The 16,634-nt window shown below is 34.1% G+C and carries 13 protein-coding genes; 9 read left to right on the top strand and 4 right to left on the bottom strand.

What is annotated here, in order from left to right; all coding sequences use genetic code 11:
* Positions 1–178 precede the first annotated feature (178 nt).
* Positions 179–1,789: a hypothetical protein gene (locus ACFS25_RS29150; protein WP_381508341.1), complete on the bottom strand. Its 1,611-nt coding sequence runs from the start codon at positions 1,787–1,789 to the stop codon at positions 179–181.
* 1,191 nt (positions 1,790–2,980) lie between these two features.
* On the bottom strand, positions 2,981–3,376 hold the full coding sequence (locus ACFS25_RS29145; protein WP_381508339.1) for a hypothetical protein: 396 nt from the start codon (positions 3,374–3,376) through the stop codon (positions 2,981–2,983).
* Positions 3,377–4,028: 652 nt separating this feature from the next.
* On the opposite strand from ACFS25_RS29145, the gene ACFS25_RS29140 reads away from it, so the two are divergent.
* From ACFS25_RS29140 to ACFS25_RS29130, 3 genes are all read left to right on the top strand, one after another.
* The gene (locus ACFS25_RS29140; protein ID WP_381508338.1) at positions 4,029–7,100 is read left to right on the top strand and encodes a toll/interleukin-1 receptor domain-containing protein; all 3,072 of its coding nucleotides are present in this window, start codon (positions 4,029–4,031) and stop codon (positions 7,098–7,100) included.
* A 654-nt stretch (positions 7,101–7,754) separates the two neighbouring features.
* Entirely contained in the window at positions 7,755–8,510 is a 756-nt protein-coding gene (locus ACFS25_RS29135) for an HNH endonuclease (RefSeq protein ID WP_381508337.1), read from the top strand.
* Positions 8,511–8,689: 179 nt separating this feature from the next.
* On the top strand, positions 8,690–8,992 hold the full coding sequence (locus tag ACFS25_RS29130; RefSeq protein ID WP_381508335.1) for a hypothetical protein: 303 nt from the start codon (positions 8,690–8,692) through the stop codon (positions 8,990–8,992).
* A 350-nt stretch (positions 8,993–9,342) separates the two neighbouring features.
* Here ACFS25_RS29130 and ACFS25_RS29125 read toward each other — a convergent pair whose 3' ends face one another.
* Positions 9,343–9,993, bottom strand: coding sequence for a hypothetical protein (locus tag ACFS25_RS29125; RefSeq protein WP_381508333.1), 651 nt, complete (start codon positions 9,991–9,993; stop codon positions 9,343–9,345).
* A 634-nt stretch (positions 9,994–10,627) separates the two neighbouring features.
* On the opposite strand from ACFS25_RS29125, the gene ACFS25_RS29120 reads away from it, so the two are divergent.
* The 4 genes from ACFS25_RS29120 (at position 10,628) to ACFS25_RS29105 (ending at position 14,540) form a co-directional block, all read left to right on the top strand.
* Complete coding sequence (locus ACFS25_RS29120; RefSeq protein ID WP_381508331.1) at positions 10,628–11,989, top strand: DUF4041 domain-containing protein; 1,362 nt, start codon at positions 10,628–10,630, stop codon at positions 11,987–11,989.
* Between the two features lie 366 nt (positions 11,990–12,355).
* Positions 12,356–13,252 carry a hypothetical protein gene (locus ACFS25_RS29115; protein ID WP_381508330.1) on the top strand — a complete coding sequence of 299 codons (897 nt, stop codon included), beginning with the start codon at positions 12,356–12,358 and terminating at the stop codon, positions 13,250–13,252.
* 259 nt (positions 13,253–13,511) lie between these two features.
* Positions 13,512–13,895, top strand: a complete 384-nt coding sequence (locus ACFS25_RS29110) for a hypothetical protein (protein WP_381508329.1) — start codon at positions 13,512–13,514, stop codon at positions 13,893–13,895.
* Between the two features lie 63 nt (positions 13,896–13,958).
* A complete protein-coding gene (locus ACFS25_RS29105) occupies positions 13,959–14,540 on the top strand; it encodes a hypothetical protein (RefSeq protein WP_381508327.1) in 582 nt (193 codons plus the stop codon).
* 81 nt (positions 14,541–14,621) lie between these two features.
* Here the strand turns inward: ACFS25_RS29105 and ACFS25_RS29100 are convergent, their stop codons facing one another.
* On the bottom strand, positions 14,622–14,840 hold the full coding sequence (locus ACFS25_RS29100) for a helix-turn-helix domain-containing protein (protein WP_381508326.1): 219 nt from the start codon (positions 14,838–14,840) through the stop codon (positions 14,622–14,624).
* 128 nt (positions 14,841–14,968) lie between these two features.
* Here ACFS25_RS29100 and ACFS25_RS29095 point away from each other — a divergent pair, with 128 nt between their 5' ends.
* Together ACFS25_RS29095 and ACFS25_RS29090 are read left to right on the top strand one after the other, a co-directional pair.
* Positions 14,969–16,351 (top strand): hypothetical protein, encoded by a 1,383-nt coding sequence (locus ACFS25_RS29095; protein ID WP_381508324.1) that lies wholly within the window; start codon positions 14,969–14,971, stop codon positions 16,349–16,351.
* Positions 16,352–16,374: 23 nt separating this feature from the next.
* The gene (locus tag ACFS25_RS29090; protein ID WP_381508322.1) at positions 16,375–16,629 is read left to right on the top strand and encodes an SH3 domain-containing protein; all 255 of its coding nucleotides are present in this window, start codon (positions 16,375–16,377) and stop codon (positions 16,627–16,629) included.
* Positions 16,630–16,634: the final 5 nt, after the last annotated feature.

Genomic DNA, 16,634 nt, shown 5'->3' with positions numbered 1-16,634 from the left:
ACGAGGTCAGGCGCTATTTGAAATTGTCCCGTTTGGAATTGTAAAGATCGCCTATGCCTTTAAATCTTTAATCTTTCGCATGTCAGGCGACATGCCGGACGGCACATCCCGAAGGCAAGCGGGCAGCCTTCATTTACACTCATTCAACTCTCTCCCATTCAGGCGACAGAATATATTATTATCTTTTTGCATCTTGAATGTATTGGAATCCTTTTTTTAGCGTATTTTGATAACTATACAAAAATATTTTCCTTAAAGTAAACAATGAGATCAGCCAAAAAGTGAAAAGTATAAATGCAAGTAAATTTATGTTTTTTATGTACCAATTATATTTTAGCATTATAAGACAATCATTTTTTATACTATTAGGGTTGTATATTTTACAGCCTGTTCTCTTTGCATCTTCTATTATTGCAAGGGTTTTTTCGTAGTTTTTTTCAATTGCAAAAGCGCCAGCTATAAAATAGGCATAATATTTTTCGCAATCTCTTACACCTCTAGCATAAGGAATATACTTGTACATAGAGTCAGGTTTGTTGGCTAAAAAATATAGATGACTCTTAAGGAAATAAATTTCATTTTCTACATCTTCCATATTTACCTGTACCTCTCCCTTAGTGCTGTCCTTTAGAGAGAATGAAAGAATATTTTTCCCCTTCAATGGTTTTTGAAGTAATATTTTACTTTGATTTTTTTCTGACGCAGCAACGTTTTTCCTAATATTTTGTATTTTCTCTAATTCTTTATTAATTAAAGTTTGCGCAAGATCATATTTTCCTATCATAGCAAGGCATGTCGTTTTATTGTAAAATAGATTAAATAGAATATTTTTATCTTTCACAATGTCTAGTGAAATTAACAGCATGCGTCGCAATGGAGCAGGAAGCCCTTTATCCTTTGGGTCGTTAAAATCTTGAGGGATTCTAGATATTTCAATTTGTTTTATTATTATCCTCTTCTTACAAGTACTGATTGCTGTATCATAATCCGATATAGCTTTATAGTATAATCCAAGTTTTGCATTCATAATCCCTCGCTTGTTGTATCTTTCATATTTATCTATTAAAGATATATTGTCAGGTATTTTATATAAGCTTCTAAAACCAGAAAAGTAATTTTTATTTCTTTTCAAAATAACCAAACTTTCAATCCAATAGTCAAATGCTACAGTATCAAGCGAGAACTGGCCTAATTCTATTTGACCGGATTTGATATCTTTAAAATCTAAGTCGTATTTCTCAAGATTTATATTACTCGAGTCGGCAGATGTTTTTAGGAAGCTATTTGCCGTAGTGCGAAAACAAACCTTTCCATCTCCACATTGATTATTTGAATTTTTAAATAATCCATAAATTATTAAGTCGCTGTTATTCGCTTGAGCTATATCTTTTGCCTCTTTTACTGTCTGAGGTGATAATAAGCTATCATTGTATATAACATTTATAGGTAATTGCTTACTATAGGTAACTTGATTGATTCTCTTAGCAATAGCATTACCAATACAATTACTAATATTAGGATTGTAGTAATTTTCAAACCTAGCAACAATTATATTGACTGAGTCTTTGGTAATGTTGTTTATGAAAATTGGAGCTTTAACAGCAGTCTGTACTTTGAAAATTTTTTCTTCTTTATACTTACTTATCGCATCAAAAATTCCATTATGTAATTCCAGTATTACTAATATGATAGAGACTGTAGTAATGGCTATTACTAGTATCGGATTATCTTTATATTTAGTTGTTAACCAAACAGATATAGCTATTGCAATTTTGTACACCTTTTGCATCTGTTTAATATTATTAAAACTGATTTAACGCACACAGGATATTTTTTTAATGTGTTTGAAAGTTTAGAAGGACTGAGCGTCGTGTCATCTTTGGTTCGACCAAGACATACAGCGATGATCAAACAGTAGAAGCTACTCACCGGCACTCCGTGGGATGCAATTTCGACTTTTTTTGCTCTTCGATGCAAGCGAAAGCATGATCTAATATGTATTGTCAACATTATTTTGCGGTTCCAACAGATAGGTGGACAATATCGTAATTTACCTTCCCTAAAGGAAGTTTTCCGACGACAGGGAGCACGTCCAGTTGGAAGGTTTACAGCCCAAAAAAGGCGAGGGTGAATAGGTTGACCCCCCGTTTGTTGTCTTGAGTAGCGTCATCATCCATCAGCCCTAATCGTCGTTAGGTGAACCAGCTAAGATGAGAGTTAAAGGTGGGTTACTGGCGACAGATTGCTATTCTCAAAAGTGTGCTTTTGGATTCGTCAATCGGATTTCGGTCGATACGAGAAACGCCCTGAGGTTGGAACTTGATAAAAGCGGTTAAGTGCGTTTTACATCGTTATGAGTGAGCAGGCTACCGTAAACAAAAGCCATTACTATAGTAATGTTGCGTACAGCTAGATAAGTAACAGCGTATAACCTTAACGTGAAATTGTCTTGTGTCCTAGTTGAGACGAGGGACATATACTCGATGCCTATCTGCAAGAAAGAGTTACAATATCCTTCAAAGTTCCAAACCTATCCTATTGAAAGCAGTATATAATGTTTACTAACTTCATTTGGAGGTTCAATGGCTAAGTCATTCTTTTATTTCTAAATAAACATGAACTAACCATCATTTCGATTAACAAGCCACACGGCTTAACAGTCAAACTATTTGGCTCGTTGATCGGGTTGCGACTGACAGGGTGAACGCCCTGATTAGATGAGTTGAGATTTTTCCTTGTAACGTTTTTTTTTAATCTGGTAGTTTTAAAGAATGAAATACATTATCCCAATCCTTCTTTGCTGCTTATCCCTGACAGCTTGTAATAGTAATCGAAGCGATGAAGAGAAAGAATTACTCTAAGAAGAAAAAGAATTGCTAAAAAGAGAGAACGAGCTTTTAAAGAAAGAAAATGCGACAATTAGCGTAGGTGAGATGCTAGCAATTTGCTGATAAAGTAAGGATTGACTTTCAGTAATGTACTAGCATATATGTTCAGGGTTAGCCGAAGCACTACCACTAGCTTTCTTTACGTTAATAAAGGTAATTGATTGTAAGGCTTCATGCTTGTTTTTGTTGGTCAACTGCTCATAGGGAGGAAAGTTATTCATTAGCCCATAAGCCCATTCACTCAGTCTGTGTGCAAACCGTAAGTAGATTCCCTGCTTGCTCCACACTCGGTAATCACATGCATAGGATTGGTCATCAGGTAGACCTATGTAATTATGCTCTTTGGCTATAAACAGAATTTTAGTTTTCTGTTTGCCAAACAGATCAGGGTTATTCACCCCATCTTTAATAAAATGGTTCTGGCTATCAGACAGGCTTTGAGTTTTGTGGAATGCCTTGAATTGATCGAAAAGTGCTTCAGTGTCCATATCGGCAACAGTTAGTATGTATTCGTAATTGAAACTATAGACGAGTTTGTTCTCATTTGTAACAGTAACACAGTGTCTGAATTCAGGCGATTACTCAATACGAAAATTACATCATTAAAAAGGGTGTTTTCCCCATAGGAAATTAATAGCTAGAATTATTTCTTGCAGATTAGTATGGTGCACAATAATTAATTTTATTAAAAGCACTTTTCAAAGGATCGCTAAACTACTCTTCGTTGATTTACAGGACGATATAGTTTTGCCACTTTGCTTGTAATACTGTATTGGGTGGTGACCCAAAGCATAAAAACGCTCGTTCGTTGGATTGGATAACTTATCCTCACCGTAATAGGGCTATTTAAGTTCGCTGGGCAACTTCTGTATAATAAATAGTTCCGGACAGCCTTTTAAAATAGAGAGTTGTAAAAAGCGGTTTTGTTACGTGGCAGGACTTCGCTCTTGGCTAATAAGCTGATTAATAAGTTGCAGGTCTCTTCGCACTAAATCGCTTTTGTTGACAGATCATATATCTTTATTAGTTAATTAAGTGATTATTTTAAAGTTTAATAATTTCAATATCTGTCGATTGCTTAGCAATATTTAGTGTATAACAACAGCTAATATAAAATTCTACTAACATAATTGAAAAGGTATGAAAGCTTGGAGTATCGATGCAAATAATATTGATTTAAACGATATTAACACGGGCCAATTAAATAATTATATGGTGCGAACAAGAGAAATTAATGACTTTTTGAGCATAGAAACAAAGAAAATGTTTATAGTTGCCCCTAAAGGTTTAGGGAAAACCTACTTGCTTAAGGTTAAAAGTCAATTATATAGAGATTTAAATTCAGGGTATAAATTCATACCTACAAATTCTCTATGTGAAAGATTCACTAATAATGATTTCTCTTTTTCGCAAAAGGACTTAATTAAATTTAATGATATAAGTATATGGAAAAAAACTTGGGAAGTTGCTTTGTATACTCTTATTTTAGCTAGTTTCAAGTCTGATGACTTACCCAAAGAACTAAAGAGTATAATTGGAAATGCTGGAAGTTTAGCTGAAATACTTGGCACTTTGCTACAACAAAGAAGTCAAATAATAAATATTCATAATTATGTTGCAACTGACTTAAAACCAGCCGTAAGAAAATTAAGAGAAGAATCATCTACTAACCAAGTAGCAATATTTATAGACAATATAGATGAAGCATTTGATAATTTTGTAGGATATACAGCTAAAAGTGGAATTAATATGTCAGCTAATATCTGGATCAATGCTCAACTATCCATATTATTTGTTGCAAAAGATATTTGTGCAATAAATAGACACGTTAAAATATTTTTAACTATAAGGAGCGAAGCATATAATAATAATCAGGATCCGCAACGTCTTCAACTAGACGATGTTTCAATAATATTAAAATACACGAAAAGACAAATTCAGGATATATTTCATCAAAATATAATTTTAACGCCAAATGAAGATTTGATTTCGCCTAATAATGCTAGCTTAGTTGGAAAGCTAATTGGAAATGATAAAATCACTCATAAATTTGTTGAAAATATATTTGGTAATAAAATAGAAGAACCATTTTTTGATTTTATTTACAGGCATACATATGGACGTCCAAGAGAAATTGTATTAATGGGTAAACGTATAATTGAGAAAATACCATATGAGGATAGGAATAAAAGTGATATTGTAGGATCTGTCGTAAATGAAGTGAGTTATGAATTATTTGAACAACTTAAAAGAGAAGTTATTCCAGTCTTTGAAGATGATGTTTTTGAGGAATTCTCTAAAAAAGTAGAGCATAATATTATTAGATACGCAGAAGCAGAGAAGATTTATAAAGAAATAAAAGAGGAATTTAACTTCAATAATGTTTTTTCTTATTTTTATAGATTAGGCTTGGTGGGGATAGTTGACAGCGTAACAGATTCAAAGGGTGGGTATCAAAAGCAAACCTTCCTTCCTGTAGGTGAATATACATTACTAGATGAAAAAATTCCTATGGGGGACTACTTTGTGGTGCATCCAACTCTTAATAAAAAAATGAAGCAAATTCATGATGTTGGATATTATGACAAGTTTAACATAATTGGTTATGATAATAGATTTGACCCTCAAATACATCAATCTCTGGAAAATCATATTCATTTTGGATTGGATAGAGATAGCCTTACAATAATATTTCCTGAATTAGACCATTCAAAGTGTATTGCGGTTGTTGTTTTGCCATCTCCTACTTGGCGCGATCTAGAAAATGCAGATACTTTTATACTCGAGGTAAATGCGACAGAATATTCATATAAAGTATATAGAGATGATTTACTTCCTCAAAATAAAACCGAAATACTTGATGGGTGGAGAAACAAAAGATATTCCGTTATACTATACACTAGTGAAATTGAAGAGATATCTAAGTTTTTTAAAAATGTAGAAACGATTACTTTATGTTTATATTCAACCTTCATAGAAAGTCTTTTAAAATTGTTAGAAAGAGAAAATAATAAGAAAAGATATATATATTACTGCTTGAGAGAATTTATCGACAAAGATTTTGCAAGATTTAAAAATAATTTTGATAATCACGAAATAATTATCGAGCCTTTTATCATTGACAGATATCAATATTCACAAAGTCTACAATATAATTCAGATGAAAGGTTATTAAAATGTATAATTAGTGCAGAAGCTTATTGCCGTATTATTTGTAAAGACAAACCAAATTCTTCATTAAAAAATACTTCTGTGATTCAAAAATTTACTGATGAAAATTCTTTCAATTACAACATTCAAGTTAAAAATTACATTAATGAAGGAATATATCAGTTTTTTAAAGCTTTACGATATCATTCAATTCAGAATTCAGGTTCTATTTACGAAAATATCATCAAATTGTTTTCACAAATTCAAATATCTCGTATCTTTTTATCAATAAAGAACTTTGATGATGATACATTTCACGCAATTTTTGGAGGAAAAAGTAGATTACAAATACGTGATGAGTTAAACGGTTTAGCATCAGATACACTAGATCGAGTTATATCACTTTTTAATAAATATAATTTTTCAACTAATGAATCTAATATAGCTAATAATAAGTTAAAACTTATTTTTCCGAATGATAATGATTTCTATAATTATACTTCTTCGCAAAAGTTTCCTGAAAAAGAGAATGTAGAGATTTTATATGAAATATATAAAATCCTTGAAATTGAACCTAATAATAGATACAGAAGCTTATTTATTTCATATAGTCACAAGGATTCTAAGATAGCTACTATCATAGAAAAGAAATTATCCATTTTAGGGGTTGAAGTTAAAATGTTTGAGAAAGACAATCCACATCAACCTTTAATAAAATACATGATAGAAAGTGTCAGTGACAATGAGAGAATGCTGTTTTTGTCTTCAAAGTATTCACTGACAAGTGATGGTTGCCATGAAGAGTTAACAACATGTAGAAATTTAATACGTCAATATAATGATAAATCTAAATTAGTTGCTATAAGGATTGATAACTACATTTTAGAAACGAAAGAGTATGAAATCACAGATCAAAATAGAATTGCTAATTTTAGAATGCTTAAAGAATTTTTCATTAATAAGTATTATGATCTATCTGATAGCAAAGAAATAGTTGATATGAAGACTTTGAATAAATATCTAGATGACTTAGTCAAAGATGCTCTACTTGTTAGGCATTAATTATGAAATGTAATTATTTGTGCGATTCACTGAATCATGTTATTTCTTTTCAGTCTCACATAATTTGTGAGGTAGGTACATTGGGGTTGATTTGCCAAACTAACTTATTAGCAAACACACGAGACCTTGACATTTTTTAGGACAACCCAGTCCTAAGAAGTCGAGTATGAAAACAGTCATGGCTCGTTCAGTTATCGAATTATTAAGACAGGTAACTCAGCGGCTCATTCTAACGAATACCTTTTGGTTAGTTAGTAGAAAAGATTTGAAGAATAGGCAAATTTAGCGAACTTAGGCAGCAGTCGGCGCAATACATAGGCTACCTTAGAAGTAGCTTTGCCGCAATTTTATCGGTTTGTCTAGATATTTCTCAATACGTCGGTGCGCAACGTAAAGAGGAGCCAATTAACGAATTGACCAAAAGGCTAATAAAATCAGATTTCGTATGAGAGTAGGAACGCTTGGCCATAAGGCAATTGAACTTGAGATTGGACTCATTATCCATTGGGATAAAACAGAAGCAATAGGCTTTTACGGGTCTCGTGTGACAGGCCGCACGTCCTAGAGGGTATGATTTTTGCTCAATGGGCGGGTTGTGGCTGACAGGGTGAACACCCGTAAGTATAAAAATATTGTTTTACATTTGAACTGGACATGAAGCAATCCAGAAAATCATACTACAATTCTAAATGGTTCGAGTTTTCTAAGCAGGTAAAAAATAGAGATGGATTTAAATGTTTGAAATGTCATAGAAGAGAATTAGAAACGACTCTTCAAGTACATCATAAACACTATATTCCAAAACTACTGCCTTGGGATTATGCTTTAAGCGATTGCATTACATTGTGCAAAGGATGTCATGCCAGAGAACATAACAAGATTGAACCAACTACTGGATGGGTACTAATTTCGGTTGATGATTTAGGCGGTCTTGATGGCATTTGCGAGCGCAGGGGTTGTGGTAAGGAACTTAGATTTGAGCATCTAATCTATCATCCAAGTTGGGGCTATATACGTGTAGGAAGCTCTTGTTTAGAATATTTAACACAAGAAGACCAAATTTTGAGTGCCGGAGCTTTAAGGATATACAAACGTATCAGTGACTTTATACATAAAACAAACTGGAAAACCGGAGTAACTAGAAATGATAATGAGTATATATATGCAAAGTATAAACACCACATACTGAGAATTTATGGCAACGTAAATTTTGCATTTCAAATAGGATTAAAGCAGAAAGGAGAAAGGAGACATATATACGGTGAAATATTTCAAGCTTATGGCAAGAACCTGTTACTAAGTAAAGAATTAGGTTTCATTGCATTGATAGGTACAACTTCAGAGTCAGAGCAGGAGAAAGAGGTGCTTAAAAACATTTATCGCAGTACGAGAGATATGAACACTTTATAGTTTCGGGCTTTCGGAAAGTGACTTAATAATTCGCACTCTTTAGGGTAGCTTCCCGGCGGCAAATCACACAGTTTCATTATTGGACTTTTTACACATTCGCCGGGTCATGGTCGACAGTTAAAATGTAACTATGCGGGGGGATTAATAAATTATACATATTTTATTAAAGAAACAAGAACGTGACTGGAACAGAATTTTACGATTACTTACGAAGCTATTACACAATGGATGGACAGGCTATTTATGGAAATTACTCATTCAAACAATGGTTGCTTAAAGCTAATAATTCACATTCGTTTCAATTTAATGGCAATAATCCAATAAAATCAATCTCTAGGGTCTGGTTAGTTGATGCTAAAAACGCTCGAAACGCAGGAGAGCAAATTGATAGAAATTGGTTTAACACCTTCTATAACACTGATAGCAACAATGATTGTAGAGCTAGTGTTGCGGTTTGGTTATTAGAAAACCACGATGATTAGGTATCTGGGTTTTATCATCCACACTACTAGCCTTTTATTGACAGGTAGAGTGTAATGCAGGAGAGTTGGCAACCTAAGGAAGCAAAGAGGTACAAATTTAAAATCAATCAGTTTAATTATAATCAGAAAATATTTCGAATAGTCGGTCGATCAAAATTTTATGTTCAATTATGGTCATATCTACACTAATAAGTTGCTTAAAAAACAATACCGGAACATCTCTTTCCAACTATAATATTATTTACATTTTTGTAATATTATAAAACTTTTTAAGCCGACCGCCAAATTTTATTGGTGAATAGTTTTTTAATTTATGATTATATATAGTTATAACTTTTGAGCTAATATATTTAAATGATATGTTGGTAAGCTTCAGCCAATTGTTGATATAGGACTTTCTTATTCTTTCTAGCTGAGGGATGGTAAAAATTAATGATATCCATATTATCCCACTTTCCTAAGCTATAGGCATTTGAGTTTGCTCGTTTCATCTTAATGTCGAATAATATCTCTACATAGTAATCGTACCGGAAGCAGCACACAATGAGCGTAGGTGAAATAGTGGTAATCTGTTGATGTAGTAATGATTGGCTGGCAATGATATACTGGCAGATATGTTCAGGATTAGCCGAAGCATTACCACTAGCTTTCTTGACATTGATAAAGGCAATTGATTGTAAGGCTTCATGCTTGTTTTTGTTAGTCAACTGCTCATAGGGAGGAAAGTTATTCATTAAGCCATAAGCCCATTCACTCAGTCTATGAGCAAATTGTAAGTAGATTCCCTGCTTGCTCCATACTCGATAATCCGCTGCATAGGTTTGATCATCATGGTCTCCTATATAATTATGCTCTTTGGCTATAAACAGAACTTTTGTTTTCTGTTTGGCAAATAGATCAGGGTTATTTACCCCATCTTTAATGAAAGGCTTATCATAATCAGACAGTTTCTTATCTTTATATAGTGTTTTAAATTGATCAAAAGGGGCTTCAATATCCATATTGGCAATAGCTATTATGTAGTCAAAGATATTTTTTGCCAGTTGGATGAGGTAGTAAAACCAGCCAAAGGCGGCAATGGCAATGAACGGGTTGGCACCTCAATGGTATCCACTTACCATTCATGGTAAATTCAAAACCAGCACATTGAAGGAAGACTGGTACAAACCTACAGATATATTAGACAGTTTGAATGTAGAAATAATTGGGGATTGTAACTACTTGTAAGTTACTCACGAAAAAAGGGTATTTTCCACGTAGTAGATAAACAGTAGAAGCCATAGTTTGCCAGTCTTTGAATTTTGGTATGTACTCTCTAAGTACAAATAAACATATGATATTAAATTTTTGATTATTAAGACTTTGATATTTTTCGGTTTTACGTTCAAATATTTATTGGTGTTTATTCAATAAGTGTTTGCGGGGGAGATTTCGGTCGAAAGAGCGAACATCCTTACAAATTGGCTTTAACCCGTCAGGTGGATTTCGGATGACATGGCTAACGCCCCGTTACAAGGCTAGGCTCATTAAGTAAGTTCGATTGACAAGCTGCCATACCCATAAATTTAGGCGGTACAAGTCTATTAAAATTGGGTAAAACCTCATTTATTAACAGTAATCTAAGCGAAGACGACAATGGGATTGTTTGATTTTTTGAAGAAAAAGGAGCTTGAAGAGATTGATAGACTCAAATCCCAACTTGGCCGTTATCAAGCAATTATTGATGTTGAAGCTGAAGTAGTTAAGCAACAAAATGAGTTAGAGCAAATAATTAGCTCAAAAAACTCCGAAATATTAACTGCTGAAGAAAATCTTGATACCTTAAACTCTAACTATAAGACTGCATTAGACACATATACCAAACTACGTAAAGAAGTTAGCCTTTTTGAATCAAAATTAGATTTGATTGAATTTGGGGTTTACGAGCCTGTATATGATTTTGAAAAATCCGATGAGTATAGAGCTGAGCAAGACAGAATCATAGCTCGTCAAAAGTCAATGACAAGTGATGATACGGTTGCTGGCTGTAATACTCAATGGACGGTCGAGGGTAGTGAGGCAAAAGGCAGAGCTATAGTAAAAGTTTATAAGAAACTGATGTTGAGGGCGTTTAATGGCGAATGTGATGTTTTGATTGCCAAAGTAAAATGGAACAATATCAACCAAATAAAGGAGCGAATGCAAAAGCTATTCGATTCCATAAACAAATTAGGTGAGGGATTTAAAGTTTATATAAATAGGCAATATCTTGATTTGAAGCAAAAAGAACTCATTTTGGAGCATGAGTATCAATTAAAAAAGCAGCAAGAAAAGGAAGAAATGAGGGCGATTCAGGAGGAGTTGCGAGAAGAAGAGAAAGCAAGAAGGGAATTTGATCAAGCCCAACGAGAAGCAGAAAAAGAAGAAGCGAACTACCAAAAAGCTTTAGAAAAAGCAAGGAAAGAAATTGAATTATCAACAGGTGACAAATATGACAAGTTGCAATCGCAAATAATAAAGTTAGAACAGGAATTAAGAAATGCTCAAGAAAAAAAGGAGAGAGCCCTATCAATGGCTCAACAAACGAAACGTGGACATGTTTACGTGATTTCAAATATTGGCTCCTTTGGCGAAAATGTTTATAAAATTGGAATGACAAGACGCTTAGAACCGTTAGACCGAGTTCGGGAGTTAGGAGATGCTTCCGTTCCATTCCAGTTCGACATTCATGCAATGATCTATTCTGATGAGGCAAGAACCCTCGAAAATGGATTACACAAAGCTTTTTCCGCCAAAAAGGTAAATATGCTTAATTACCGTAAAGAGTTCTTTAACGTAACATTAGATGAAATTGAGGGAAAAATTAAAGATTTAGGGTTTGTAGCTGAATTTATCAAACTGCCTGAAGCAATGGAGTATAGGGAGACACAGGCAATCATTGACAAACTAAACTCTCAAGTAGAACCTATAAGCGTTGATCAGATTATAGCAGAAGAATTCCCGAGTAGTTTAATCTGATGACAAGCACAGAATATGATTCATAGATTAGAATGTTCATTGTTATTCGCTACGAAGGGAGGTATCTGTCAATTAGCCCGTCTCGATAAATAAGTTTTGGCTTTCATTTCGCGGTTTCCGTTGACAGGCTAAACGCACTGACAAGTTAGGTTTTCGGTTTGCTTGGGAGGTTGTGTACGACAGGCCGCACGTCCCGAAAAGGAAACGTATTACTGGCATTTCCGAGTTACGATTGTCAGTTTAAATTTCTCCTAAATGGACGTTGTACTTTCATTTCTGAGTCTTTTGCGATAAAGGCGAATTGTGGACTGACGATTTGGAATAATTTTGGAGTAAATAAACACGGCTTAAAAATGACGTTATCACATGAGGCTTTTAGTTAGTAGCGCATTTGCAATAAAAATACTTGAAGACAGGTTGAAAGATTTAAACGCCTTTGATTTTGATTCAAAAGTTTGGAAAGACAGGACTATTCTTGAGCTCAAACAAATTTTTGGTATCACAGGCGACCAATGGCTACAAGTTAATCAGATACACTTTGACACATATATCACATCAGAAAAGCAGTCAAAGCTAACACAAGGTAAAGCTACTGCACGCAAACTCATCGCTTCCTATATTGATTTTATTAAGCAGCATTCAGCGGCCCAACAGGAGAAAGTAAAAGTTGAAGAGGAGTCTTATCAACAGAAATATGTACAATTATTGTCCGAGTGGAATGAATTCGTTCCTAAGTACAATACGCTTCTTGGTGAGCACGAAAATCTTCAGCAAGAAGCAATAAGTCTATATGACAAGATAAGTGAGCTTGAAACTCAGATTAAGGATGATGAACTTACTGACCAATTTTTCCCATTTGAACTTGTAGAAGGCACAAGGGGCTATATTGAGAATGTAGCAAAACAATCCATCTTATCTTATCAGAATGGACTTTATGATAGCTGTCTTGTCATGGTGAGAAAACTAATTGAAACTTTAATCATTGAAGCGTTTGAAGTGCATAAGATTGAGAGCAATATTAAGAGTAATGATGGTTTTTACTTTTACTTGAGCGACCTAATAAGTATACTTTTAAGTGAAGCGGCTTGGACGATCACTCGCAACTCGCAACAATCTTTTCCAAAAATTAAAAAATTTGCGGATTTAAGCGCTCACAATAGGAGGTTCAATGCCAAGAAAAATGATATTGATCAGATAAAAGATGACATTAGGATTGTCATTGAAGAACTCGTCCACTTGGCTAAATTTGACAAAAAAGAATAGTGAATGCTCCAGCTTCTAACGACAGAACATACAACCCGTCGTAAGGTTTGCTGCCAACAGATAGAAGGTGTCAAGGTTGCAAGTCGTTGTTGTTAAATGTAGTTTTAGCATCATCTATCAGCCACTGTAGGCTTAGGACATATAACCAGAGCGGTTATTTATCATTCAGCTTTTGGATGAACCATGAAACGCTCTGGTTAGGCAGTACCTACATAGTTAAATGCCTAGAGATTATATCTTTTCTTTAAAAATTGGTTATATGAAGGATCTAAACGCTGTTCTCAAGGAATTTCAGGAGAAGTTCATTTTCAAACTTAAGTATCCGTATAAACCTTTGAAACATGACAATGAGGTTAAATTCACAGAAATACCTGAAGCAATTTTTATCTTAGACGAGTTTAGAGATGACATAAAGCCTTATGCAAATGAAGAGTCTTTAGCTGATAATTACAGCACAATCCAACAGCTAACCAGTTCGAATTCAGCATTATATGAATTGGCAAGTTATGATTTTAATGAAAAGAAGTTTGCCCAATTATATGAAAGCTCTGATGGAGAACAATCAGCAGAGGACATTATTGAGGAAGCAAAGTCAGATGTTGAAGCACTAGCTGAAATAATTGCAGATATAGTTGGAGAGTAAATAAAGTCTATTGCCTGCGTAAGAAGCGGCCATTTAAACAGCTTCCTTATTTCTCTCTCAGAAATGAAAAAAACTACAATCATAAATGTAAGTCTTACAAAATTAGAAATAGATTCAAGCTTGCAGAAAGTAGAAGTAGGCCTATCTAAATATCTTATTATCCAAGAATACTTTAAAGAGCTAGAAGATAAACCATTAAGTAGCAATATAGAATTCAGGAGACGTTTTAATGGCTTCTACAGGATTCGTCAAAAACCAGCGCAATGGTATAACACGTTTTATGAATTGCTCGATGAATCTAGGGGTAAATCTGTAGATTTTTCAATTATATTATACTCGTTGCATAAAGCCACGAATAGGTATGAAGCTTCATTTGCTAGTAAACTAATGGCAACTTTAAATCCACAAATGCCGGTGATTGATTCAATTGTTCTGAAAAACCTCAATACGAGATTGCCTTATTATAGTGATCCGAATCGGTTTGATAATATCTGCTCACTATATACGGAAATAAGTCGTTGTTACACAGAATATTTACAGTCTGAACAAGGAAGATATTTGGTTACTCAATTCAGGAAAGTTTATCCGAGCTCAGCCATTACAGAGGTTAAGATGCTAGACCTTGTACTTTGGCAGGCCCGGTAATTCACTATTTGTTGGTGAGCTTTCTGGTGACAGGATACGCGTTCCAAAGGGATGTCTTGCGTCCAACAAGTTTAAATACACTTATTTAAATATAAGTATCTGATTTACAGCAACTTCCAGTGCGTTGGCAATCTGTAGTAAAAAGTATACGGATACATTCACCTGCCCGTTTTCCACTTTATGTAGCGTCTGCCGATCCTTGTTACACGCATTAGCAAGCTCAGTCTGTGACCAGCCTTTTGCCAATCGAAGTCTGACTATATTCTCCCCCAATAATTTCAGGAAAACTGCCTTTTCCATTGCCCATTACTACGTGGACAATATTGAGGGTTCTATCTTGATAGCTTGTCAGTAGATTGGCTGACAATTGTTATATTGGCCAAGTGATTACATACAAATAAATCTCCGCAACCATGATATTCAACAAGATGCTACTTAGCATTACCATTTGGCTAAGTTCGATAACGTTGGTATTTAGCCAATTCAATGTTAGCGATCACATTAAAGAGGTTGGTCAACTTACCATTAAAGATTTTATAATTCCTGAAGCGACAATTAAAGGAGCTACTTATTATCAGGCAACTAAGCAAGGAGTTAGATCAGGATTTACTAGTACTCGATCCTATATTGTTCAGAATGAATTAGCTATTATTAAGGAAAATCGCTTGTATGATGGTAACCTAGTAAGCTCGAAAAATTCAGTTATAGAATTTAACAAGTATGATGCTTTGGTAAAGAGTAGCCGAAACGCAAATATTATCGAAGAAAATGCAAAGAATTCTAATAAATCATCTATACTATTAAAAATGCCTAGCAAACCAGAGGAGTTTGTTACATGGACAGAAGTCGAATCAGATGGTACTATTATAGAAAATAAAGCTCATTTTTTCGTATATCGTCATTATGATAGCCCCACCAAATTCAAATATATTCTTGGAATTCAGGTACTTAGTACTTCTTCGAACTCAAAGCTAAATTTAAATTCGTCAATGGTTTATGAGTATGCTAAAGGTTTAGGGTTTGTTAGGTCTTTAATAAAAGATAAGACTCTCAACACTTTTGTTCCTTTTGATATTTTGGATGAATTGATCCCTAACAAGCAAGTTGTCCAACGCGAAAATTTAAATAGAATTTTGAGTACTAAGTATTTAACTAGTAGCCAGTATGATAGTCTTATAAATATGAAAAAAAGAACACATGATCTAAAGTTAGTAAACCCTATAGCTTATGAGAAAACAATAGCATTACTTCGAAAAATTATTAAGGTGAGAATTGCTGATTTATCGGAAAAAGGAGACTTCGGCACAAACACTAATGAACTCGCCATTCCTGCTTATAACTATTTTTCACAACATCGTGAGCCATTCATTCTTAATGAAACATATAGTTACAATGGTTTTTATAGGTTTGAAGAAGATAGAACTCGGAATTTCTCTGATAATGGCATAATATCAGCAAATGGGAATTATAGCTTCAGCTCCACGGCTTCTAATAAAGTAAAGTCTACTACTAGGTACTTTGAGCAGTTACTGCCGAAAGCTCCTATTTTCCCTGCTGCTGATTCCTCTGGTGTAGACATGTCCACAAGATTTGGATTAAGCGAAGTCGAGGTTCACTATATAAAAGGAGTTACCACGATAAAGGTAAAGAAAGGGGTCATTACCTTTCAAAAAAACGACCCACCTTCTGGTTATCAGCAGCTTATAATAAATAGTATAAAAGATTATATACCGGAAGGGAGCTTTCTATTAGCCTATGAAGGTGGGAGCATTATGGGTGAGCCGTATATTATTACTAAAAAACTCGAATAGTTATTATAAAAAGGGCTATCAGCATGGTTCTTTTAAAACCAGCCGCAAATTCAACAGCAATTGCAGATAGTAGTAGTACCTACGAATGGGTTACCACTGAAAATACGAATGCCTATAAGAAGCCAAATGTTAAATCAGATATACTTGGTGAATTGCCAGTAGGAAGCCAGCTACATGCAATTGATGAAACTAATTATTTTATAAAGGTTGAATCCGCCGATGAAACAGGTAACCTAATAAAAGGATATGTACGTAAGTCATCGTTAAAAAGGGAGTGATTAAA

The organism is Spirosoma flavum (assembly GCF_042686045.1).
Taxonomy (GTDB): Bacteria; Bacteroidota; Bacteroidia; order Cytophagales; family Spirosomataceae; genus Spirosoma; species Spirosoma flavum.
Note: the sequence above shows the minus strand (reverse complement) of the source record. Positions and strands in the feature narration are given on the sequence as shown.

What these genes read in the sequence shown, in the direction of transcription:
- ACFS25_RS29125 (WP_381508333.1), bottom strand. Translation starts at nt 9,993, where the DNA reads ATGGATATTGAAGCCCCTTTTGATCAATTTAAAACACTATATAAAGAT.
- ACFS25_RS29115 (WP_381508330.1), top strand. Translation starts at nt 12,356, where the DNA reads ATGAGGCTTTTAGTTAGTAGCGCATTTGCAATAAAAATACTTGAAGAC.
- ACFS25_RS29110 (WP_381508329.1), top strand. Translation starts at nt 13,512, where the DNA reads ATGAAGGATCTAAACGCTGTTCTCAAGGAATTTCAGGAGAAGTTCATT.
- ACFS25_RS29135 (WP_381508337.1), top strand. Translation starts at nt 7,755, where the DNA reads ATGAAGCAATCCAGAAAATCATACTACAATTCTAAATGGTTCGAGTTT.
- ACFS25_RS29140 (WP_381508338.1), top strand. Translation starts at nt 4,029, where the DNA reads ATGAAAGCTTGGAGTATCGATGCAAATAATATTGATTTAAACGATATT.
- ACFS25_RS29095 (WP_381508324.1), top strand. Translation starts at nt 14,969, where the DNA reads ATGCTACTTAGCATTACCATTTGGCTAAGTTCGATAACGTTGGTATTT.
- ACFS25_RS29105 (WP_381508327.1), top strand. Translation starts at nt 13,959, where the DNA reads ATGAAAAAAACTACAATCATAAATGTAAGTCTTACAAAATTAGAAATA.
- ACFS25_RS29090 (WP_381508322.1), top strand. Translation starts at nt 16,375, where the DNA reads ATGGTTCTTTTAAAACCAGCCGCAAATTCAACAGCAATTGCAGATAGT.
- ACFS25_RS29145 (WP_381508339.1), bottom strand. Translation starts at nt 3,376, where the DNA reads ATGGACACTGAAGCACTTTTCGATCAATTCAAGGCATTCCACAAAACT.
- ACFS25_RS29120 (WP_381508331.1), top strand. Translation starts at nt 10,628, where the DNA reads ATGGGATTGTTTGATTTTTTGAAGAAAAAGGAGCTTGAAGAGATTGAT.
- ACFS25_RS29100 (WP_381508326.1), bottom strand. Translation starts at nt 14,840, where the DNA reads ATGGAAAAGGCAGTTTTCCTGAAATTATTGGGGGAGAATATAGTCAGA.
- ACFS25_RS29150 (WP_381508341.1), bottom strand. Translation starts at nt 1,789, where the DNA reads ATGCAAAAGGTGTACAAAATTGCAATAGCTATATCTGTTTGGTTAACA.